The following is a 22,143-nucleotide window of genomic DNA, read 5'->3' as shown; positions in this document are numbered from 1 at the left end:
GGCGCCCGCCGGAGTGATCCGGCGGGCGCCGCTGTCTGCGTCCCGCTTCCTTACCGTCCTCCTGTCGGCCGCTTCCAGGAATCACACAGGCGAACGGTAGGGTCGAAGATCAACCGGGCCGGATCGCGAGGCCGGGGCAACGTGGACAACGTGGACAACGGGGACGGGGACGCATGGAACGGCGGCGGTTCCTGGGGACGGCCGCAGCCGTCGCCGCGGCCGGAGCGGCGGGGGTCGGTGCCCTGGTCCTCAGCGAGGACGGGAGTTCAACCGCCGGGCCGGGCAGCCGCCCGGGCGGCGCCGCCGCGGATCCCATCGCGGCCGGCCGTACCGCCGGTGCCCCCGACGCCGAACAGGCCGAGCGGCAGCGCCCCGGCGACGCCGACTGGCGGATCAGGTCCCAGGGCCCGCCGGAGGCGGTCGAGGGGTACACCGACCGGATCAGCGTGCTCCCCGGCGAGTCCTTCGCCCTGCATGTCTCCACCACCGCCCCCGGCTTCACCGTCTCCGCCTACCGGGTCGGCTGGTACGGCGGCGCGCAGGCCCGACTGGTCTGGCGCTCCGCGCCGCAGCCCGGACGCCGGCAGGGTCCGGCCCGCTGGACCGGCGCCACCCGCACCGCGTACGCCGCTTGGACCCCCTCGCTGACCGTGCGGACCGAGGGCTGGCCGCCCGGCGCCTACCTGCTGCGGCTCGACGGCTCGCACGGGCACCAGCGTTATGTGCCGATGGTGCTGCGCAGCGCGAGCGCCCGGGGCCGGACCGTGCTGATGCACGGCGTCGCCACCTGGCAGGCGTACAACCTGTGGGGCGGCGCCAACCTCTACCAGGGCCGGGACGGCGGCTACGGCAGCCGTTCGCTGGTGGTCTCCTTCGACCGCCCCTACGACAACAGCGGCGCCGAGAAGTTCATGGTCTACGAGCGGGCCCTGGTGGTGCTGGCCGAGCGCCTCGGCCTCCCGCTCGCCTACACCACGGGACTCGAGGTGCACCGGCAGCCGGACGCCCTGGACGGCGCCCGCGCGGTGCTGTCCCTGGGCCACGACGAGTACTGGACGCCCCGGCAGCGGGCCGCGGTGACCCGGGCCAGGGACACGGGCACCAACCTCGCCTTCCTCGGCGCCAACGCCTGCTTCCGGCGGATCCGCTGGCAGGCGGGGGACCGTCAGATCGCCTGCTACAAATCGGACTTCCGCGACGACCCGGCCTACGCCACCGATCGCGCCGAGGTCACCACCGACTTCAGGGCGGCCCCCGGCGCCGACCCCGAGTCCTCGCTCACCGGCGTGTACTACGAGAGCAACCCGGTCGACGCCCGCTACACCGTCCACACGGCGGACCACTGGCTGTTCGCCGGGACCGGGGTGCGGACCGGCGACACCTTCGCCCACCTGGTCGGCGTGGAGTACGACCGGGTCACCCCCGGCGTGCCGACGCCGCGGCCGATCGAGATCCTGGCCCACTCGCCGCTGGTCTGCAACGGCGTGCACAGCCACTCCGACTCGGCCTACTACACCGTCCCCGGCGGGGCCGGGGTCTTCGCCTCGGGGACGATGCGCTGGGTCGAGGGGCTGATGGCCGGCACCCATGACGACTGGGGCGCGCACGGGATGGACGCCAGGACCGGGGCGATGGTCACCCGGGCCACGTCCAACCTGCTCACGGCCTTCGCCGAGGGGCCGGCCGCTCACGGCAGGCCGGCCCCTCGGGACAATGTCGCGGCGGTCTACGGCTGAGGCGGGTCAGGCGTCCTTGACCAGCGAGATCTCGAACTCCAGCGTGATCTTGTCGCTGACCAGCACCCCGCCGGTCTCCAGCGGCGCGTTCCAAACGATGCCGTAGTCCTTGCGGCTGATGACGTGCGAGCCCTCGAAGCCCAGGCGGCGGTTGCCGAAGGGGTCGGTCGCCGCGCCCTCGTAGTCGAAGTCGATGGTGATCGACTGGGTGACGCCCTTGACGGTCAGGTTGCCGGTGAGCTTGACGCTGGTGTCGTCGGTCAGCTCGACCCCGGTGGAGGCGAAGACGATCTCCGGGTACGTGGCCAGGTCGAGGAAGTCGTTGCTGCGCAGGTGCCCGTCGCGGTCCGCGTTGCGGGTGTCGATGCTGTCGACCTTGATCACCAGATTGGCCGAGGACTGCTCGGGCTTCTCGGCGTCGACCACGATCGCGCCGGTGAACTCGTTGAAGGAGCCGCGGACCTTGGTGACCATCGCGTGCCGGGCGACGAAGCCGATACGGCTGTGCGCGGGGTCGATGGTGTAGGTGCCGGTGAGGTCGGGAGAGAGGGTGGCGGCCATGGGGGACTCCTCAGTGGTTGACGTGTCACCCAGAGCCTAGCAAATATGGATGATGTGTCAACAAAGACGTGTAGGGTGTTTGCATGAACGACATCACCACCCCTGGCAGCTCCACGCAACCGCGCTGGCTCAATGAGTCCGAGCAGCGCGCCTGGCGCGCCTTCCTGCGGATGCAGACCCAGCTGACCGCGCGGCTCGGCCGCGACCTGCAGGCGGAGTCCGACCTGTCCCTGGCCGACTACGAGGTGCTGGTGCACCTCACCGACCTGGACGGGGGCCGCCGCCGGATCCTGGAGCTGGCCAGGGAGCTCAACTGGGAGAAGAGCCGGATGTCGCACCACCTCGCCCGGATGGCCAAGCGCGGCCTGATAGCCCGGGAGGAGTGCCCCGCCGACGGGCGCGGCGCCTTCATCGTCATCACCCCGGAGGGGCAGGCCGCGATCGAGGCCGCCGCGCCCCGCCATGTCGACACGGTGCGCCGACTGGTCTTCGACGCCCTCAGCGCCGACCAGGTCGCGGCGCTGGCGACGGTCTCCGAGAGGATCCTGGCCCAGCTGGACGGGCCCGACCTCTGCGACTCCTGACGTGCCGCGCAGCCTTCAGGAGACCACGTCCTTGCCGCGGAAGTGGCGGAAGGCGAGGGCGAACAGCACCAGGGCGTAGGTCACCGACACCGAGGCGCCCTTGGCCATCCCGTCCCACTGCGGCTGCGACTGCAGCGCGTCCACCCAGGAGTAGGCCCAGTAGGTGGGCAGGAAGTCGCGGATACTGCCCAGCGCCGAGATCTGGCCCAGGATGCTGCCCAGGATGGTCAGGCCGAGCGCCCCGCCGACCGCGCCGAGCGGGGCGTCGGTCACCGTGGAGAGCCAGAACGCCAGTGCCGCCGTGACCAGTTGACTGACCATGATGTAGGCCACCGCGACCAGCAGCCGGGTCACCGAGGCGCCGACCGACAGGGTGCCCCCGGCCGGCAGCTCCAGCGGGCCCCAGCCGTACGCGGCCGTCCCCGCCGCCAGCGCCACCAGCGGCACCAGCAGGGTCGCCACCACGCTGAACCCCATCGCCACGGTCAGCTTGCTGAGCAGCAGCCGGGTCCGCGGCACCGGGGCGGCGAGCAGGTAGCGCAGCGAGGACCAGCCGGCCTCCGAGGCCACCGTGTCGCCGAAGAACAGCGCCACCGGCACCACCAGGAAGAAGCCCGAGGACAGGAACAGGCAGCTCGCCGCGAAGTTCGGCCCGGAGGCCGTGGCCACGGTCAGGAAGCCGGACTGGTTGTTCTCCCCGCCGGGCTTCCCGCCCACCTCGAAGGCGATCAGGATGATCAGCGGCAGCAGCACCACCAGGGCGGCCATCGCCATGGTGCGCCGCCGGCGCAGCTGCCGCACGGCCTCCACCCGCAGCGGCAGGGTGCGCCGGGCGGTGTAGCCGTGGGCGGTGCCGGTGGACTCGGTCAGCGTGCTGCTGCTCATCGGGCAGCCCCTCCGATCAGGGTGAGGAACGCGTCCTCGAGGCGGCGGTGCGGTCCCAGGCTGTGCACCGGGACCTCCAGGCGGACCAGCTCGACCATCAGCTCGGCCGCGGTCGCCCCGTCGAGGCGGACCAGCAGCCCGCCCTCGGCCGGTTCGGCGGCGGCGATGCCGGGCAGCGCCGCGATCTTGTCCAGGACGCCGCTGGGCACCGGCAGCGGGGTGCCCACCAGCAGGCTGTCGCCGGAGCCGGTGATCTCGGCCACCGGGCCGGCCTGGGCCAGCTGCCCGTGGTCCATCACCACCAGGTGGGTGCAGGTCTGCTCGACCTCGGCCAGCAGGTGGCTGGACACGATGACGGTCCGTCCGGCCGCCGCGTAGCGGACGATGACGTCGCGCATCTCCCGGATCTGCGGCGGGTCCAGGCCGTTCAGCGGCTCGTCCAGGATCAGCAGGTCGGGCAGGCCGAGCATGGCCTGGGCGATGGCCAGCCGCTGCCGCATGCCCTGCGAGTAGGTGCGCACCGCGCGTTCCACCGCGTCGCCGAGTCCGGCGATGGCCAGTGCCTCCGCCAGGTGCGCGTCCTGGTCCGGACGCCCGGTGGCGCGCCAGTAGAGGTCGAGGTTGGCCCGGCCGGAGAGGTGCGGCAGGAAGCCTGGCCCCTCGACGAAGGAGCCGACCCGGGACAGCACCGCCGCGCCGGGGTGCACCACCTGCCCGAACACCCGGATCTCGCCGCCGTCCGGGCGGATCAGGCCCATCAGCATCCGCAGGGTGGTGGTCTTCCCGGCCCCGTTCGGCCCGAGCAGCCCCAGCACCTGGCCGCGTTCGACCGTGAAGGACAGGTCGCGCACCGCGTAGCGGTCCGCCGAGCGGGCGTAGCGCTTGCTCAGCCCGGTGATCCGCAGCGGGACCCCGGCGTCGTCGGCGGAAGCGCCGGGGGACGCGGCGACGGGCCGCCGGGTGCTCCGGCGGCGCCCGGTCAGCAGCAGCACGGCCGCCGTCAGCAGGCCCAGCAGCGGCAGGCCCCAGACCCACCACGGCAGCGGCGCCACGGACGTGCGCAGCGCCGGGTCGGTGGGCACGCTCAGGCTGCCGCCGACCAGTCCGACCGTGTAGGAGGCGGGCAGCACCGGGGAGGCGTAGGCCAGGTCGGTCGAGGACAGCACCAGCCGCAGCCGGTGCCCGGCCGGGACCTCGTGGTCCACGGCCGGCAGGTGCACCAGCACGTCCGCCCCCGCCTTCGCCCCGGTCACCCGCAGCGGGGTGACCAGCTGCGAGGGCAGCACCTGGCCGGTGCCGGCCAGGTCGCTGCCCGGCGCCACGTCGTAGAGCTTGGCGAACAGCACCGCGTCGTCGGTGTCCGCCTGGACGTGGATCCGCACGGTGGGCGAACCGGTGATCCGCAGCGCGGTCTTGAGCGGTTGCGAGACGAACTGGGCCGACTGGCCGGGGAAGTCCAGCGAGAACCCGACCCCGAGGCCGGACAGGGCGCCGAGCGACCCCAGCCCCGGCACGGCCGACACGGCGGGCGGCGCGGCCCCGGCGGGGTTGCGGAAGGTCTGCGGCGGTCCTGACAGGGTGACCGTGCGCGGGGTGCCCTCCAGGCCCGGGTAGCTGCTCGCACTGGCGCCGTCCAGGGCGACGGTCGCGGTGGTGCTGTTCACCCCGCCGCTGCGGCTCACCCGGAAGGCGGGGCCGGTGTCCACGCCCTTGTCGTCCTTGAGGTAGCGGGCGAACCAGTCCGCGGTCCGCTGCTGGACCCGGGCCGACTCCTGGTTGCCGCCGTCGTGGCCGCCGGCGATCCAGTCCACCGAGACCGGGGCGCCGTTGGCGCGGATCGCCGCGGCGGCCTGGTCGGCCTGGTCCAGCGGGAACAGCGAGTCGGTCTGGCCCTGCAGCAGCAGGGTCGGCACCTTGATGCTGCCGGCCACCGCGGAGGGGCTGCGGGCGGCCAGCAGCTGCTCCGCGGCGGCGTCGGGGACCCCGCTGACGGCGACCCGCTGGTACATGGCGCAGAGCTCGGCGGAGAAGCGCCCGCAGGCCTGGTTCCCACCGGCGCCGGGAGCAGCCGCCGCGGCGGCGCTGCCGGCCGCCGTGGACGGGGCGCTGCCGCCGACGGCGCCGCCGGCCGAGCCGGTGGTGAAGAAGATCCCGGCCCACAGCTTCTTGAAGACCCCGTCCGGGAACAGCGCGTCGGAGAGGTTCCAGTAGGTGATCTCGGGCGCGATCGCGTCCACCCGCTTGTCGTAGCCGGCGGCCAGCAGGGCGATCGCGCCCCCGTACGAGGCCCCGGCGACGCCGACCCGGGGGTCGCCGGGTGCGTCCAGCTGGACCGCGGGCTGCTTGGCCAGCCAGTCGATCAGTCCGCTGACGTCGGCGACCTCGCGGGTGGGGTCGTTCAGCCCGATGTCGCCCCCGGACTTCCCGAAGCCGCGCGCGGACCAGGTCATCACCGCGTAGCCGTCCCTGGCCAGGGATTCCGCCTCGGCCCGCATGCCGTCCTTGCTGCCGCCGAAGCCGTGCGCCAGCAGTACCGCGGGCCGGCGCAGGCCGGGGCTGCCGGAGGTGAAGTAGGCGGTGTCGATGCCGACCGTGGCCGTGCTGCCGGGGGATTCCGGGAGCCGCAGGACCTGGTCCTGCTCCTGCACTGCGGCCTGGCCGTGCGCGGCGGCCGCGGTCCAGCTGCCGGCCCCCACCAGCAGGACCGCGGCGGCTGCGCCCGCGAGTAGTGCTCGCCGCGGGCGTGGCAGTCGAAAGCCCATGCGGGATCCTTAGGTGTAGGGGGCGCCAATGCTGAGTGAACGATCCCGCAGGGGTATCGGTGCCCATGCGGGGCCGGAGATCTTTTGCATCAGATCACACGGATGTTTCCGGATTCCGCACCGGGTCGGTGTCGGACGGTGCGCCAACTTCCGTCCGGGCAACGGCCGGGCGGGGCAAGGGGCGGGGCGGAGGGGGCGGAAACGCCGACGTGCGGCCCCCGCGCGCCAGGAAGCGCGGGGGCCGCACGTGAAGGCTGCCTCCACGCAGGAGGCAGCACTCCAAGGTGACCCGGCGCCTCGACGGGTGTCAAGACCCACCCTTCGTGGCAAGGGGTGCACACGGACCCTCGATCATTGCGACGATGGGGCCGTGACCAGTACTGATCGGGACGCCGCCGACGGCCGTCCACCGTCCGCGCACAAGCCGCCCACCGTCAAGCGCGACCTGGTGCGCCGCCACCTGCTGGAGGTCATCGAGCGCTCGGGGCCGGGGACGAGCCTCGCCCCGGAACGGGACCTGGCGGCCCAGCTCGGGGTGTCCCGCCCCACCGTCCGGGCCGCGGTGGACGAACTCGCCCGCAGCGGCCTGCTCGTCCGCCGGCACGGCAAGGGAACGTTCACCAGTCCGCCCAAGGTCACCCAGGAGATGTCCGGCGGTGTGGCCGGCGGTCTGGCGGTGCCGCCCGCCGAGGGGGACTGGACCAGCCGCGTGGTCCGCTTCACCACGGGACCGGCCGGTCCCGGGCGCGCGGGCCGGCTGGGTCTCGGCCCGGACGAGCCGGTGCTGCGGATCACCCGGGTCCGCGACGTGGACGGTGCGCCGATGTCCATCGAGGAGTTGGAGCTGCCGGCCCACCTGGTCCCCGGGCTGCGCGCGGAGGACATGGAGCGCGGCAACTTCTACCGGCTGCTGCGCGAGCGCTTCCAGGTGGTGGTGGCGGAGGCGGTGCAGACCCTGGAGCCGGCCGTCACCAATCCCGCCCAGGCCGAACTGCTGGACGTCGCCGTGTATGCGCCGATCCTCCAGGTCGAACGCACCACCAGGGATGCCACTGGCCGGATCGTGGAATTCGCCCATGCCGTCTACCGGGGCGACCGCTACCGGATCACTTCCCGACTGCGCTTCGACGACAGCTCGGGCTGACCGGAAATCGCGCCGGGGTTTCAGCGGCTCAGGCGCCGGGGTACCAAGCCAGGGCATGGGCCTCGGCCAGGGTGTCGCGCACCTGTCTGCGATAGCGGGTCGCCTGGTCCGGATCGTTCTCGCTGAGCGCCGCCGCGGCCAGCGCCGCGGCCGAAGTGGCCCAGGCGAGCAGGCGGATGGCGTCCTGGCGCGAGCTGTCGCTCAGGGTCGCGTCGGGGAGATCGGCGGCATGCTTCGCCAGGAGGTTCGACAGCACCCGCAGATGGGTGCGGGTGGTTGTCGGACTGGGCAACGGGTCTGGTGCGTGTCGGCCCACGGAAGTCTCCCGGCGAATTGGCGTCTTACCACGGGCAACCTTACGCATAGGCGATTGGCATGTGCACGGTTTGCTCAGAAACTGTGCAAAGGATCATTTCCAGTCATGCAATAACGGTGGGTATTATTCCGCTTTTTGCGTGGAGCGGACCCGCCGCTGATCACCGGACGACCGGGGTCCGGATTTTTACCTTCGGGGTCTTGTCGGAACACCGACAGATCACTAGCCTACTCGTCAGTTGCCACCCCTGACCGGGGAGGCAACGGCACCCCCCATTCAGGGCCCCACCCAACCCTGGGCGGACGTACACCAGTTGAGCCCCCGGCACACCCCCATCCCTGGAGGCAGTACGTTGCGTACCACCACGAACCACCGCGGCTCGCGCCGCCTCGTCCTTCCCCTGCTCGGCGCCGCGGCCCTGGCCGCGTCCGGGCTGATGGCGGCGGCCCCCGCCGACGCCGTCGCGACCCACAGCGGCGCCACCTGGGTGCGCTCCTGCGCGGTGGTCCACCAGGCCGGCCAGATGGCCTGCAACGCCCTTCGGGTCACCAACACCACCGAGCACATCCACGCCCTCGGTGTGACCCCCGACGCCACCCCCTCGGGCTTCGGGCCCTCCAGCCTGCTCAGCGCCTACAAGCTGCCGGCGAACGGCGGCGCGGGCCAGACCGTCGCCATCGTCGACGCCTACAACGACCCGGCCGCCGCCGCCGACATGGCCGTCTACCGCTCCCAGTTCGGGCTGCCCGCCTGCACCGTGGCCAGCGGCTGCTTCAAGCAGGTCAGCCAGACCGGCAGCACCACCTCGCTGCCCGCCAACAACAGCGGCTGGGCCGGGGAGATATCCCTGGACCTGGACATGGTCTCGGCGATCGCGCCGAACGCGCACATCATCCTGGTCGAGGCCTCGAGCTCCTCCATGGCGAACCTCGGCATCTCGGTCAACGAGGCGGTGAAGCTCGGCGCCAAGTTCGTCTCCAACAGCTACGGCGGCTCCGAGTCCAGCTCCGACACCTCGTACGACAGCAGCTACTTCAACCACCCGGGCGTGGCCATCACCGTCAGCTCGGGCGACTCCGGCTACGGCGTGGAGTACCCGGCGGCGTCCAAGTACGTCACCGCGGTCGGCGGCACCTCGCTGAAGACCGCCTCCAACACCCGCGGCTGGACCGAGAGCGTGTGGTCCACCAGCAGCACCGAGGGCGCCGGCTCCGGCTGCTCCCGGTACGACGCCAAGCCGACCTGGCAGACCGACACCGGCTGCGCCAAGCGGACCGTCGCCGACGTCTCCGCGGTCGCCGACCCGGCCACCGGTGTCGCGGTCTACGAGACCTACGGCGCCTCCGGCTGGGTGGTCTACGGCGGGACGAGCGTCGCCTCGCCGCTGATCGCCGCGGTCTACGCCGACGCGGGCGCCCCGTCCGCGAGCTACCCGGCGGCCGACCTCTACGCCCACACCGGCTCGCTGTTCGATGTGACGACGGGTCAGACCACCACCTGCTCGCCGGCGTACCTGTGCAAGGCGCAGGCCGGCTACGACGGTCCGACCGGCCTGGGCACCCCGAACGGCCTGGCTGCCTTCACCGGCTGATCCCCGGTGGCAGCGGCTGCTGACTGAGCGCAGCAGCCCGTGAACAGCAGGGCCCCGACCGTTCCCCACAACGGTCGGGGCCCTGCTGCGTGCGGACCCGGTCCGCTACCGCCGGGGCGGGGGCGGGCCGCCGCTGCCCCGGCGGTTCAGCTGCGGTTCCAGCAGGGTGGTGCTGGGCGGGGTCTCGCCCGCAATCAGCCCGGCCAGCCGCTCGAAGGCCAGTCGGCCCAGCTCGGCGGCCGGCAGCGCCACGTCCGAGACCGCCGGGAGCAGCCGCTCGGCCTGGTCGTCCGGGCAGATCGCCACCAGCGACATGTCCCCGGGCACCCGCCGGTCCAGCTGCGCCAGCCGGTCCAGCACCAGCGGCAGCGCCTGCTCGTTGTAGACGACCAAGGCGGAGAGCTCCGGGTCCTGCCCGAAGAGGTCCTCGATCGCCTCGGCCACCCCGGCCGGGCTGGCCTCGGCCGGGCTCCAGACCGGCGGCACGCCGCGGGCCGCCATCTCGTCCAGCGCGCCGGACCTGGCCCGCAGGGCGTAGCCGGCCTCGCGGGCGTAGGTGTCGGCGGACTGCCCCAGGAACCCTATGTGACGGTGCCCCAGGTCGTGCAGGTGCTGCACGCACATCGCCCCCGCCGCGGCGAAGTCGAAGTCGACGTGGACCAGGTCGCCCGGATCCTCCGGGGTGCCGATCAGCACGGCCGGGCGTCCGATCGAGGCGAGGAGCGGCACCCGCGGGTCGTGCAGCTGCACCTCCATCACGATGACCCCGTCGACCATGGCGCTGCCGACCACGTTGTTGATCTCGGCGACGCCGTCCTCGGCGGTGAGCAGCAGCAGGTTCATCCCCTTGGCCCGGGCCGCGTGCACCACCGCGAAGACGAACTGCATCTGCACCCGGCTCTGCCCGTCCGAGAGCATCGGCAGCACCATGGCGATGACATTGGTCGCCTGCCGGCGGATCGAGCGCGCCCCGGCGTGCGGGCGGAAGCCCAGCTCCGCGATGCTCTGCTCGACCCGGCGCCTGGTCTCCTCCGAGATCGGCCGGTTGCCGCTCAGTACGTAGGAGACCGTGCTGGGCGACACTCCGGCCAGCCGTGCCACATCCACCAACCTGGCGGCCACCGCACCTCCATCACCTTGTCGCTGGAACTCTGGGAACTTCGGGACTCTGGGCCTTCGGGACTCCGGCCTTGTCAAATTACACGAGCGGGCAGTATCGGCAGGCTGGCGTCGTCGCGCAGGAACAGCGGGATGCGTTCCAGCGGGGCCCGGACCAGCGGGCTGGTGCCGCCCGCGAACTGCTCGCCGGTCCAGGCGTCGGTCCAGCGGGCCCCGACCGGCAGGTACACCGTGCGGCTGGTGGCGCCGGCCTCCAGCACCGGGGCGACCAGCAGGTCGGGCCCGAGCAGGTAGGCGTCGGCGACCTCCCAGGCGGCCGGGTCCCCGGGGAACTCCAGGAACAGCGCCCGCATCGGCGGCAGCCCGGTCCTGGCCGCGGTCTCCATCTGCTGCCGCAGGTAGGGGCGCAGCCGCTCGCGCAGGGCCAGGTAGTCGGCCATGATCGCGCCGGCCTGCTCACCGTAGGACCAGACCTCGTTGGGGCCGCCGCTGATGCCGGCCCCCAGCGCGGTGCGCGGCTCGCGGTGCCCGTGCATCCGGAACAGCGGGCTGAACGCGCCGAACTGGAACCAGCGGACCATCACCTCCCGGTAGGCCGGGTCGTCCGGGTCGCCGCCGTGGAAGCCGCCGATGTCGGCGCACCACCAGGGCAGCCCGGACAGCGAGGTGTTCAGTCCGGCGGTGATCTGCCGGCGCAGCGCGTCGAAGTCCACGCCGATGTCGCCGGACCACAGCGCCGCGCCGTAGCGCTGGCTGCCGGCCCAGGCCGAGCGGCAGAAGGTCAGCCCGTCCTGGGGCGCGCCCTGCTGCTCCGCGTCGGCGGTCATCCCCTCCCAGAAGGCGCGGGCGTGCTCGCGCGGGTAGAGGTTGGCGACCTCGGCGCCGTTGCCGGCCCACAGCCGCAGGTTGGCGTGGTGCATCGGCACCATCTCCGGCTCGCAGGCGTCCAGCCAGAAGACGTTGATGCCCAGGTCGGCGTAGTTGCGCTTGACCGTGTCCCAGACGAAGGCCCTGGCCTGCGGATTGGTCGGGTCGTAGAAGGCGACCTCGACCGGGGTGTCGGACTGCTTGTCGATCCAGCGGGTGTGGGTGGCCGCCCCCGACTCATTGCCGACCAGCAGGCCGCGCTCGCTGAGCGCGGGCCAGTTCTCGCTGGCCGGGTTGACCGAGGGCCAGACCGAGACCATCAGCTTGACCCCCATGGCGTCGAGTTCGGCGACCATCTGCTTGGGGTCGGGCCAGTCGGCCTCGTCGAAGCGCCAGTCGCCCATCGCGGGCCAGTGGAAGAAGTCGGCGACGATCACCGACAGCGGCAGGCCGCGCCGCTGGTGCTCGCGGGCCACGTCGAGCAGCTCCTGCTGGGTCCGGTAGCGCAGTTTGGACTGCCAGAAGCCGGTGGCCCAGCCGGGCAGCTCCGGGCTGTGCCCGGTCGCGTCGGCGTAGCGGGAGAGGATCCCGGCCGGGCCGCCGCCGGCGGTGAACCAGTAGTCGATCTGCCGGGCCTGGTGCGCGGTCCAGCGGGTGCCGGTGGAGGCCAGTTCGACCGTGCCGGCGGCGGGGTTGTTCCAGAGCAGCCCGTAGCCGCGGTCGGAGAGCAGGAACGGGATGCTGACCTCGGTGTTGCGCTGGACCAGGTCGATCACCGCGCCCTTCTGGTCGAGCAGCCCGTGCTGGTGCTGGCCCAGGCCGTAGAGCCGTTCGCCGTCGTAGGCCTGGAACAGCTGCTCGATGCGGTGCCGGCCGTTGCCGAGCGGGCCGAAGTGGCGGGCGCCGGGCCACCAGACGTGGGCCGGGCGCTCGGCGAGCAGCTCGGCGCCGTCGGCGTCCAGGAAGCGGAGCAGTCCCGCCGGGGAGATCTCCACCCGCAGCCCCCCGTGCCGCAGCACGGCGCTGGGGCCGTGCACGGCGCTGCGGGCGCCGATGGCGGCCTCGGCGGACACCGTTATCGCGTCAGCGGCCGGGATCTCGATGACGGGGGCCGGGGTCGGCTCCGGTGCGTCGAGCAGGGCGCCGGGCAGATCGTCGAGCAGCCGTCCGGTGCCGGAGCGGACCCGGACCGCGTCCGGGCCCCAGACCTCGACCCGGACGAACTGCTCGGCGTTGCGCCACTCCAGGCTCGTCGCGTCCTGCCGAAACACCGTCATGCCCTGGTTCTCCTAGCGTCGAAATAATTCGATGAATCCAGGACGTGCCTGGCCCATGGAGCGAAACCATCCCCCCGGGAGGCGACTCCCGTCAAGGGCCTGGGCTGCCGGACCTGGTCCGTTGTGCTGCGGAGATACAGGCCGGTAACGGTTGTGGAACATATGATTGACACCTCGGCGGGGCCGCGCTTTGATTCGTCGAAACGTTTCTACGAATGATCGGGAAAGAGCCAGCGATGACCAGAGTGAGCAGAATCCGGGCCCGGCGCGGCAGTTGGCTGCTGGCGACGACCGCGGCCATGGCCCTGACGCTGACGGCCTGCGGGTCCGGCGGCACGGCCAAGCCCGCGGCGGACGGGAAGATCGCGCTCACCGCGATGGACTACTTCACCTCGGAGCCGCAGCACAGCGCGGTCGGCGCGATCCTGAAGAGCTGCGCGGCGGCGGCCGGGGCGACCGTCACCCAGCAGAGCGTGGCGAACCCGCAGCTGATGCCGAAGGTGCTGCAGCAGCTGTCCTCGCACACGCTGCCCGACCTGCTGATGCTGGACAACCCCAACCTGCAGCAGATCGCCCAGACCGGCGCGCTCACCCCGCTGGACTCGGCCGGCGTCGACCTGAGCGGCTACTACCCGTCGATCCTGGTCGCGGGCTCCTACCAGGGCAAGGTCTACGGCCTGGCCCCCGCGGTGAACTCGATCGCGCTGATCTACAACAAGGACCTGCTCGGCGCGGCCGGTCTCAAGCCGCCCACCACTTGGGCCGAACTGACCGCGGACGCGGCGAAGCTGACCACGCCCAAGCACTACGGCTTCGCCTTCTCCGCCGACAACGACGGCGAGGGGGCCTGGCAGTTCCTGCCGTTCTTCTGGGGCAGCGGCGGCGACCTCCAGCACCTGGACGCGAACGGCTCGGTCCAGGCCCTGCAGCAGCTCACCGGCATGGTCAAGAGCGGTTCGGTGTCCAAGTCGGTGGTGACCTGGGCGCAGAGCGACGTCAACGACCAGTTCATCGCCGGCAAGGCGGCCATGATGATCAACGGACCGTGGCAGTTCCCGACCCTGGACGCGGCCACCTCGCTGCACTACGGGGTCGCCCCGATCCCGGTGCCCAAGGCGGGCGACCCGGTGACGGTCCCGCTGGGCGGCGAGGTGTGGACCGTCCCGGTCACCACCACGGCCAAGGAGAAGGCCGCCGCGAAGGTGCTGGCCTGCATGAACAACAGCGAGAACCAGCTCTCCTACGCCAAGAAGGTCGGCGAGGTGCCGTCCCTGAAGTCGGCCGCCGCGCAACTCGGGCAGACCACACCGGAGATGGCGCCGTTCGTGACCGAGGTCGAGAACGCGCGGTCCCGCACCGCGGAGGTCGGCACCAAGTACCCGGCGATCCAGACCGCCATCGAGACGGCGCTGCAGTCCGCGTTCACCGGCTCCGCGACGCCGCTTCAGGCGATGACCAAGGCGCAGACGACCGCGAGCAGTGCCCAGTAGCTCCGGCGGCTCCTGCTCTGGAACGGAGGTAGCAGTCGATGACCCACGTCGAACTGACTCGCAGTCACCTGACCGATAGTCAACTCGGCAGGGATGCAAAGCCGTCGGCGCCGCCGACCGGGCGTACGCGGGCCCGGCGCGAGCGGCTGGCGCAGTGGGCCTTCGTCGCACCAGCGGTGGTGTACCTGGTGGCCTTCTTCGGCTACCCGATCGTCAAGAACGTCGTCATGAGCTTCCAGGACTACAGCACCGCCAGCCTCTACACCGGCAGGGCGCCGTTCGCCGGGCTGGCCAACTACCGGGCCCTGCTGCACTCCGGGCGGTTCGGCGAACTGGTCTGGCACACCGCGGTGTTCACCGTGGTCTCGCTGGTCGGGCAGTTCGTGCTGGGACTGGCGCTGGCGCTGTTCTTCACCCGGCGCTTCCCGCTGGGCGGGGTGATCCGCGCGCTGCTGCTGCTTCCCTGGCTGCTGCCGATGGTGGCCTCGGCGACGGTGTGGCGCTGGATGCTGGACCAGGACAACGGCGTGGTGAATTCGCTGCTCACCTCGGCCCGGCTGGCCCCCGCGCACGGCGTGCCCTGGCTCTCGGACTCCCACACCGCGCTGTTCGCGGTGATCATCGTCAACATCTGGGTCGGGATCCCGTTCAACCTGGTGATCCTCTACGGCGGGCTCAAGGAGATCCCGCCGGAGCTCTACGAGGCCGCCGCCATCGACGGCGCCGGACGGATCGCCACCTTCCGGCACATCACCTGGCCGCTGCTGCGCCCGGTGGTCACCGTCGCGGTCGTGCTCGGCTTCATCTACACCGTCAAGGTCATCGACATCATCCTGGTGGTCACCGGCGGCGGCCCCGCCTACGGCAGCCAGACCCTGGCCGTGGAGTCCTACCAGCTGTCCTTCAAGACCTTCCTCTTCGGCCAGGGAGCCGCCATGGGAAACATCCTGATCCTGGTGTCGCTCGTGTTCGCCATGGTCTACCTGCGCTTCAACCGGCAGGCGGTCCGGGCGGAGGGCGAGCAGTGAGCGCCGTGACCGCGCAGCGCGGAACCCGGCGCGGCAAGCGGCGCGGAGCGCAGCGCGGCAGGGGGTCGACCGTCGTGGCCCTGGTGATCCTCTGCGTGCTGCTGTTCCCGGTGTACTGGATGGTGAACACCTCGCTGCAGAGCGGGGTCACCTCGTTCAACACCGACTGGTTCCCGTTCCACCCGAGCCTGTCCGGCTACCGGCAGGCCATCGCCGACCAGGGCGGCCACCTGCTGATCAGCCTGGCCGTCGCGCTGGGGGCGACGGCGATCAGCCTGGTGCTGGCCACCCCTGCGGCCTACGGGCTGGCCCGGTTTCCACTGCCGGGGCGCGGCGGAATCATCGTCGTCATCCTGGTCACCCAGATGATCCCGGGCATCGTGGTCGCCAACGCCCTCTACGGGACCTACAGCTCGCTGCACCTGCTCAACTCGCTGCCGGGGCTGGTGCTGGCCGACGCCTCGTTGGGCATCCCGTTCTCGATCCTGCTGATGCGGTCGTTCATGGCGACCATCCCCAAGGAGATCATCGAGGCGGCCCGGGTCGACGGGGCTGGCCGGCTGCGGACCTTCCTGTCGATCGTGGTGCCGGTCAGCCGCAACGGCATCATCACCGCCGGGCTGTTCAGCTTCCTGTTCGCGTGGAGCGACTTCCTCTTCGCGCTCACCCTGACCTCCACCGACAAGGTCACCCCGATCACCCTCGGGATCTACCAGTACCTCGGCGCGCAGACCGAACAGTGGAGCCCGGTGATGGCCAGCGTGGTGCTGGCCTGTGCTCCCTCGGCCGTACTGCTCGTCGTCGCCCAGCGGTTCATCGCCTCCGGCATCACCGGCGGCTCGGTCAAGTAACCCGAGTAACCGCACGTGAGCACCACCCACCTGTCCGGACCCACCCGTCCATCCCAGGGAGTCCTCATGCATGTGCCAAGCCTGCCCGGCCGACTTCGGGCCGCGCTCCTCGCCATGACCACCGCCGCCGCGCTGAGCTGCGCGTTCCTGGCGTCCCCCACCCACGCGAGCGCCGCCGACAGCACGGTGTCGGTGGACCTGTCCAAGCCGGGGGCCACGGCCACCCACGTCGGCTCCGGCTTCCTCTACGGCCTGTCCCAGGACGGCTCGGGCCCGGCCGACTCGCTGCTCCAGCCGCTGCAGCCGACCCTGTTCCGCGGCGGCGGGGCCCGGATCGACGGCGGCGGCTGGATCGGCGACGGCTACGCCGCCGGGTCCGGCTACCGGGTCCGGATCAACTCGGCGCTGTCCCAGGCCAAGCGGGTCACCGCCGCGCCCTACGGCGCCACGTACCACCTGCTGGTCTCCGACCTGTACGGGGCGGACACCACCCAGCCGTCGAACACCGTCTACCCGTGCGACAACGGCAACTGCGCCAACTGGACCGCCTTCATCGACCAGGTGGTCGGCGACGTCCAGGCCTCCGGGGTGAAGGTCAGCTACGACATCTGGAACGAGCCCGACGGCACCGGCTTCTGGCAACGGGGCGTCAACAGCGCGCAGTATTACCAGATGTGGGACACGGCGGTGCGGGAGATCCGCCGCCTGGTCCCGTCCGCGTCCATCGTCGGCCCCTCCTACAGCGGCTACAACCACACTTGGCTTGACGGCTTCCTGGGCCAGACCAAGGCCGACGGCACCCTGCCGAGCGTGCTCAACTGGCACTTCGGCAACGACCCGGCCGCCGACGCGGCGGACGCCGACAGCCTGCTGGCCACCCACGGCCTGCCCGCGATCCCGCTGACCATCAACGAGTACCTCTTCTCGCAGCAGCAGAACTCGGCCTACTCGGCCTGGTTCCTGGACCGGCTCGCCGTCTCCGGGGTCTCCGCCGCCGCCCACGCCATCTGGACCGACTGCTGCGGCGCCGGCACCCTGGACTCCCTGCTCACCGGGAGCGGCAGCGGCCAGCAGCCCTCCGGGCAGTGGTGGGTCTACCAGGCCTACGCACAGCTGACGGGCAATCAGGTGGCCAGTAGCAACAGCGGGGCGATGGCCATCGCCGCCACCGAGGACCAGGGCCGGGGACGCGCCACCGCGCTGCTCGGCAACAACGGCGGCCAGACCGGCACCACCACGGTCGCGGTCAACGGGCTGTCCTCGACCCCCTGGCTGCTGTCCGGCGGCACGGTGCATGTGACGGTGCAACGGATCCCGGACCAGAGCCAGTTGGTCACCCCGATCACCGTCACCGACACGGTGATGACGCCGAGCAACGGCAGTATCAGCGTCCCGGTGAACGTCCTCTCCGGCACCGACGCCTACACGGTCACCCTGTCGCCCAACGGCGTGGCCGCCACCCCGCCGCCGGTGCCGACCACCACGGTCGACGCCAACAGCACCGGCGCCGGCATCGACCAGTTCTCCTACAGTGCGGGCTGGGGCGTGGCCACCGGCATCGGCGACATGTACGCCGGCACGGCGAACTGGACCCACACCGCCGGGTCCACCGCGCAGTTCCAGTTCCAGGGCAGCCAGGTCGCGCTGCACGCGGTGCGCGACACCGACCAGGGCACCATGACCGTCTCGGTGGACGGCTCCGCGCCGGTCACCCTGGACGACTACGCGGCCACCCGGAACGCCTCCGGCATCGTCTGGACCAGCCCGGTGCTGGCGAACGGCGCGCACACCCTCACCGTCACCGCGACCGGCAACCACAATCCGAGCAGCAGCGGCAACACCGTCGCGCTCGACAGCGCGGACGTGCTGCAGACCCAGTCGACGTCCACCACCGTGGCCGTCGACGGCAACGCTACCGGGAGCGGCAACGACCAGTTCTCCTACAGCGCGGGCTGGGGCCTCGCCAACGGCATCGCGGACATGTACGACGGCACCGCGAACTGGAGCCAGACCACCGGCTCCACCGCGACCTTCGCCTTCACCGGCACCCGGATCGCGCTGCACGCCGTGCGCGACGTCGACCAGGAGATGATCGCCGTCTCCGTGGACGGCGGCGCCGAGACCGTGGTCGACGACTACGCGGCCACCCGGAACGCCTCCGGCGTCGTCTGGACCAGCCCGGTGCTGGCGAACGGCGCGCACACCCTGCGCGTCAGGGTCACCGGCAACCACAACCCGAGCAGCAGCGGCTACAACGTCGCGATCGACAGCGTGGACGTGACCACCAGCTAGGCACGTACGGCGCCTGTGCCCTCCGGACAGCCCGTCCGGAGGGCACAGGCGTTTCTACCGTAACGGCGATACGGGTTTTAAGTAGCAAAGTTTCTGCAGGAGTGTTACTGTCGTTTCCATGGACGTGAGAACACGGATTCTGGAAGCGGCGGCCGAGCTGCTGTCGCAGTCGGCCGACGCGGATGTCTCCACCCGGGCGGTCTGCGAGGCGGCCGGGGTCGGAGCACCGATGCTCTACCGGCAGTTCGGCGACAAGGAGGGCCTGCTCTCCGCGGTCGTGGACTACGGCTTCGAGCAGTACCTGGCCTCCAAGCGGGCCGCGCGCCCCTCGGTGGACCCGGTGCAGGACCTGCGGGACGGATGGGACAACCACATCCGCTTCGCGCTGGAGAACCCCAACTACTACCGGTTGATGTACTCCCCGGGCCTGTCCGTACCGCCGGAGGCCGCCGCGGAGGCGCACCGGCTGCTGCTCGGCGTCTGTGAGCGCTGCGCCGCCGCCGGCCTGCTGCGGGTCTCCCCGCAGACGGCGGCCCAGATGGTGATGTCGGCCAACGCCGGCGTCGCGCTGTCGCTGATCTCACGTCCCGCGCTCTACCCGGACCCGGCCTTCTCCCGGCGGGTCCGCGATGCCCTGGTCAGCACGGTCACCTTCGAGGCCGCAGAGCTGGACGGGGCGGCCGGGACGGACGGGACGGCGCTCGCCGCCACCGCCGCGACGCTGGGGGCGCAGCTGCGCTCCACACCGCCGCCGGGCCTGACCGGGCCGGAACAGGCCCTGCTCCAGCAGTGGCTGAGCACCCTGGCGGACCACACCGCCGACTGACCGCCGCCCCCGGCCCACACCACGAGCCCACACCACCACAGCAGGCGACACCCACGACCGGCGCCCCGCGCGCCGGACGGCGATGCCGCACACCCTGATTCACGCGAACACCCCATGAGGAGCATCACCATGAGCACCACCACCCCCGCCAGCGTCACCACTCCCGCCACCACCCAGCGCGTCGCCATCGTCACCGGCGGCTCGCGCGGCATCGGGCGGGCGGTCGTGGACCGGCTCGTCGCCGACGGCCACGCCGTCGCCATCGCCTTCGCCGGCAACCAGGCCGCGGCCGACTCCGCCGTCGAGGCGGTCCGCGCCGCCGGCGGCCGGGCGATCGCGGTCCGGGCCGACGTCGCGGACGAGAACGCCGTGTCCGCCCTGTTCGACCTGGTCGAGCAGACCTTCGGCGGCGTCGACGTCGTCGTCCACGCCGCGGGCCGGATGGACCTGGCGCCGCTGGCCCAGCTGGACCTGGACGTCCTGGACCAGCTGCACCGCACCAATGTCCGCGGCACCTTCGTGGTCGACCAGCAGGCCGTGCGCCGACTGCGTTCCGGTGGCGCCCTGGTCAACTTCTCCAGCTCGGTGATCGGCCTGGCCTTCCCCGGCTACGCCGCCTACGCCGCCAGCAAGGGTGCGGTGGAGGCGATGACGCTGGTCCTGGCCCGCGAGGTGCGCGGACGCGACATCACCGTCAACGCCGTCGCCCCCGGCCCGACCGCCACCGAGCTGTTCCTCGAGGGCAAGGACGAGGAGACCCTGGCCCGCCTCGCCGCCCAGCCGCCGCTGGAGCGCCTGGGCACCGCCGAGGACATCGCCGGGGTTGTCGCCTTCCTGGCCGGCCCGGCCGGCCGTTGGGTCAACGGCCAGGTCCTGCGCGCCAACGGCGGCATCATCTGACGCCCGCCCACCCCTCCCGGATCCGAACGTACGAGAGAACGTACGAGAGAAAGGCAACCGTCATGTCTGTCACCCTTCCCCAGGTCGTCCTGGTCACCGGCGCGTCCAGCGGCTTCGGGGCGCTCACCGCCCGGGCCCTGGCCCGCGCCGGGCACACCGTCTACGCCGGCATCCGCGAGACCGGCGCCCGCAACGCGCCCGCCGTGGCCGAGCTGGCCGAGTACGCCGCGGAGCACGGCGTGGACCTGCGCGCCGTCGAGCTCGACGTCTCCTCGCAGCCCTCCGCCGACGCGGCCGTCGCCGTGATCGTCCGCGACCACGGCCACCTGGACACCGTGGTCCACAACGCCGGGCACATGGTGCTCGGCCCGGCCGAGGCCTTCACCCCCGAGCAGTTCGCCCAGGTCTACGACACCAATGTGCTCGGCGCCCAGCGGGTCAACCGCGCCGCGCTGCCGCACCTGCGGGCCCGCGGCAGCGGCCTGCTGCTGTGGGTCGGATCGTCCAGCACCCGCGGCGGCTGCCCGCCGTTCCTGGCACCCTACTTCGCCGCCAAGGCCGCGATGGACGCCCTCGCCGTCAGCTACGCCGCCGAGGTGGTCCGCTTCGGCATCGACACCGCCATCGTGGTCCCCGGCGCCTTCACCTCGGGCACCAACCACTTCGCCCACGCGGGCACCCCGGCCGACACCGACCGCGCCGCCGCCTACGACGACAAGTACCAGGCGCTGATGGCCGACGTGAACAAGCGGCTGGCCGCGATCATCCCGCCGGACGCGGACGTCGCCGAGGTCGCCGAGGCCATCGTCCGTCTGGTCGCCCTGCCGGCGGGCCGGCGTCCGCTGCGGGTGCATGTCGACCCCAGCCGGGACGGCAGCGAGGTGGTCTCCGCCGTCGCCGACCGGGTCCGCGCCGAGTTCTTCCGCCGGGTCGGCCTGGAGGACCTGCTCGCGGCCGACGCCAGCCTCTGAGCCTCGCTCGGTCGTGGCCGGTCGTGGTCAGTGGTGCTGTTTGACGAAGGCGAGGGCGGTGTCGGCGACCTCCTGCCAGCCGCTGTCGAAGACCAGGGAGTGGCCCCGGCCGGGGATCTCCTGGAGCTCGGTGGGGCTGGAGTTGCGCCGCTGCTTGCGGTAGGACGCCTCGGCGATCGCCCGTGGGGCGATGTGGTCCGACTCGCCGGTGATGAGCAGCATCGGGCCGCGGCGGGGATTGCCGGTATCGGCCTTCGCCTCGGTGGCCGGGTTGAGGTTCGCGGTGGCCGCCTGGAACAGCGGAACCCCGGAACCGGCCACCGGGAAGGTCCGGTAGAGGCGCTCGGCCTCGCTCTCGCTCACGGCGTTGGCGAAGGAGTAGCGGAACTGAGGGTAGGTCAGGCTGACCGCGCGCCGGTAGTTGGCCGGGTTGCCGAGGACCGGCATGGCCGACCTCAGCGCCGACAGCGGCAGCGGCAGCACACCCCGGAACGGGGCGGAGTCGATCGGCACGGACACGGCGGCCAGCCCGCGTCCGGCCAGCTGCTGGGTGATCAGGCCGCCGAAGGAGTGGCCGATCACCGCGGGCTGCTGGGTCAGACCGCCGACGGCCTCCGCGACGTGGTCGGTGACCTGCTTGATGCTCTTGCCGGCGAAGACCTCCGGGTGCTCCCGGGCCTCGGCGACGGTCTCCGGGTCGTCGGGCCAGCCCGGAGCGAGGGTGGCGTAACCGTTCTGCTCGAAGAACGACCGCCACGGCTGCCAGCTCGACGCCAGCATCCACAGCCCATGGACGAACACCACCGGTTTCCGGCCGGAGGCGTTCGCCGCGTCGACCTCCTGCTGCTCACGAGCGTTGAGACTCATCGTGCACCGCCGTTCGGGGGGAGAGGCATCTCCCTGTATTTTCCGGGAGGCGCGTGCCGGAGTCGATGTCTCGGCC

General features: G+C 72.0%; 18 protein-coding genes. 11 read left to right on the top strand and 7 right to left on the bottom strand.

Features of this window, described 5'->3' with window-relative positions; translation table 11 throughout:
- The first annotated feature begins 173 nt into the window (after positions 1–173).
- Positions 174–1,736 (top strand): N,N-dimethylformamidase beta subunit family domain-containing protein, encoded by a 1,563-nt coding sequence (locus tag ACEZDG_RS34475; protein ID WP_380517859.1) that lies wholly within the window; start codon positions 174–176, stop codon positions 1,734–1,736.
- A gap of 6 nt (positions 1,737–1,742) precedes the next feature.
- On the opposite strand, the gene ACEZDG_RS34470 is transcribed toward ACEZDG_RS34475, so the two are convergent.
- Positions 1,743–2,297: a YceI family protein gene (locus ACEZDG_RS34470; protein WP_380517856.1), complete on the bottom strand. Its 555-nt coding sequence runs from the start codon at positions 2,295–2,297 to the stop codon at positions 1,743–1,745.
- A gap of 83 nt (positions 2,298–2,380) precedes the next feature.
- Here ACEZDG_RS34470 and ACEZDG_RS34465 point away from each other — a divergent pair, with 83 nt between their 5' ends.
- Positions 2,381–2,881: a MarR family winged helix-turn-helix transcriptional regulator gene (locus tag ACEZDG_RS34465; protein WP_380517853.1), complete on the top strand. Its 501-nt coding sequence runs from the start codon at positions 2,381–2,383 to the stop codon at positions 2,879–2,881.
- 15 nt (positions 2,882–2,896) lie between these two features.
- On the opposite strand, the gene ACEZDG_RS34460 is transcribed toward ACEZDG_RS34465, so the two are convergent.
- Together ACEZDG_RS34460 and ACEZDG_RS34455 are read right to left on the bottom strand one after the other, a co-directional pair.
- Positions 2,897–3,766 (bottom strand): ABC transporter permease, encoded by an 870-nt coding sequence (locus tag ACEZDG_RS34460; protein ID WP_380517851.1) that lies wholly within the window; start codon positions 3,764–3,766, stop codon positions 2,897–2,899.
- Entirely contained in the window at positions 3,763–6,528 is a 2,766-nt protein-coding gene (locus ACEZDG_RS34455) for an alpha/beta fold hydrolase (protein WP_380517849.1), read from the bottom strand. The genes ACEZDG_RS34460 and ACEZDG_RS34455 overlap by 4 nt, the downstream gene beginning before the upstream one ends.
- Positions 6,529–6,898: 370 nt before the next feature.
- On the opposite strand from ACEZDG_RS34455, the gene ACEZDG_RS34450 reads away from it, so the two are divergent.
- Entirely contained in the window at positions 6,899–7,672 is a 774-nt protein-coding gene (locus ACEZDG_RS34450; protein ID WP_380517847.1) for a GntR family transcriptional regulator, read from the top strand.
- 28 nt (positions 7,673–7,700) lie between these two features.
- Here the strand turns inward: ACEZDG_RS34450 and ACEZDG_RS34445 are convergent, their stop codons facing one another.
- Entirely contained in the window at positions 7,701–7,964 is a 264-nt protein-coding gene (locus tag ACEZDG_RS34445; protein WP_380517844.1) for a hypothetical protein, read from the bottom strand.
- Between the two features lie 376 nt (positions 7,965–8,340).
- On the opposite strand from ACEZDG_RS34445, the gene ACEZDG_RS34440 reads away from it, so the two are divergent.
- Positions 8,341–9,579 (top strand): S53 family peptidase, encoded by a 1,239-nt coding sequence (locus ACEZDG_RS34440; protein WP_380517842.1) that lies wholly within the window; start codon positions 8,341–8,343, stop codon positions 9,577–9,579.
- Positions 9,580–9,684: 105 nt separating this feature from the next.
- Here ACEZDG_RS34440 and ACEZDG_RS34435 read toward each other — a convergent pair whose 3' ends face one another.
- Both ACEZDG_RS34435 and ACEZDG_RS34430 read right to left on the bottom strand, forming a co-directional pair.
- Positions 9,685–10,701 (bottom strand): LacI family DNA-binding transcriptional regulator, encoded by a 1,017-nt coding sequence (locus ACEZDG_RS34435; protein ID WP_380517839.1) that lies wholly within the window; start codon positions 10,699–10,701, stop codon positions 9,685–9,687.
- Between the two features lie 71 nt (positions 10,702–10,772).
- The gene (locus tag ACEZDG_RS34430; protein WP_380517837.1) at positions 10,773–12,842 is read right to left on the bottom strand and encodes a glycoside hydrolase family 31 protein; all 2,070 of its coding nucleotides are present in this window, start codon (positions 12,840–12,842) and stop codon (positions 10,773–10,775) included.
- 236 nt (positions 12,843–13,078) lie between these two features.
- Between ACEZDG_RS34430 and ACEZDG_RS34425 the strand changes: the two genes are divergently transcribed.
- The 7 genes from ACEZDG_RS34425 to ACEZDG_RS34395 all read left to right on the top strand — a co-directional run bounded on the left by ACEZDG_RS34425 (position 13,079) and on the right by ACEZDG_RS34395 (position 21,200).
- Entirely contained in the window at positions 13,079–14,332 is a 1,254-nt protein-coding gene (locus ACEZDG_RS34425; protein WP_380517834.1) for a sugar ABC transporter substrate-binding protein, read from the top strand.
- A gap of 38 nt (positions 14,333–14,370) precedes the next feature.
- Entirely contained in the window at positions 14,371–15,360 is a 990-nt protein-coding gene (locus tag ACEZDG_RS34420; protein WP_380517831.1) for a carbohydrate ABC transporter permease, read from the top strand.
- Entirely contained in the window at positions 15,357–16,211 is an 855-nt protein-coding gene (locus ACEZDG_RS34415; protein WP_380517828.1) for a carbohydrate ABC transporter permease, read from the top strand. The genes ACEZDG_RS34420 and ACEZDG_RS34415 overlap by 4 nt, the downstream gene beginning before the upstream one ends.
- A gap of 66 nt (positions 16,212–16,277) precedes the next feature.
- Entirely contained in the window at positions 16,278–18,503 is a 2,226-nt protein-coding gene (locus tag ACEZDG_RS34410) for a hypothetical protein (protein WP_380517825.1), read from the top strand.
- Positions 18,504–18,621: 118 nt separating this feature from the next.
- Positions 18,622–19,329, top strand: coding sequence for a TetR/AcrR family transcriptional regulator (locus ACEZDG_RS34405; protein WP_380517823.1), 708 nt, complete (start codon positions 18,622–18,624; stop codon positions 19,327–19,329).
- A 129-nt stretch (positions 19,330–19,458) separates the two neighbouring features.
- On the top strand, positions 19,459–20,229 hold the full coding sequence (locus tag ACEZDG_RS34400) for an SDR family oxidoreductase (RefSeq protein WP_380517820.1): 771 nt from the start codon (positions 19,459–19,461) through the stop codon (positions 20,227–20,229).
- 62 nt (positions 20,230–20,291) lie between these two features.
- Positions 20,292–21,200, top strand: a complete 909-nt coding sequence (locus ACEZDG_RS34395; RefSeq protein WP_380517817.1) for an SDR family NAD(P)-dependent oxidoreductase — start codon at positions 20,292–20,294, stop codon at positions 21,198–21,200.
- A 27-nt stretch (positions 21,201–21,227) separates the two neighbouring features.
- On the opposite strand, the gene ACEZDG_RS34390 is transcribed toward ACEZDG_RS34395, so the two are convergent.
- Complete coding sequence (locus ACEZDG_RS34390; RefSeq protein ID WP_380517813.1) at positions 21,228–22,067, bottom strand: alpha/beta hydrolase; 840 nt, start codon at positions 22,065–22,067, stop codon at positions 21,228–21,230.
- Positions 22,068–22,143 lie beyond the last annotated feature (76 nt).

The organism is Streptacidiphilus alkalitolerans (assembly GCF_042511045.1).
Classification (GTDB): Bacteria; Actinomycetota; Actinomycetes; order Streptomycetales; family Streptomycetaceae; genus Streptacidiphilus; species Streptacidiphilus alkalitolerans.
This window is presented reverse-complemented; position numbering and strand designations above follow the sequence as displayed.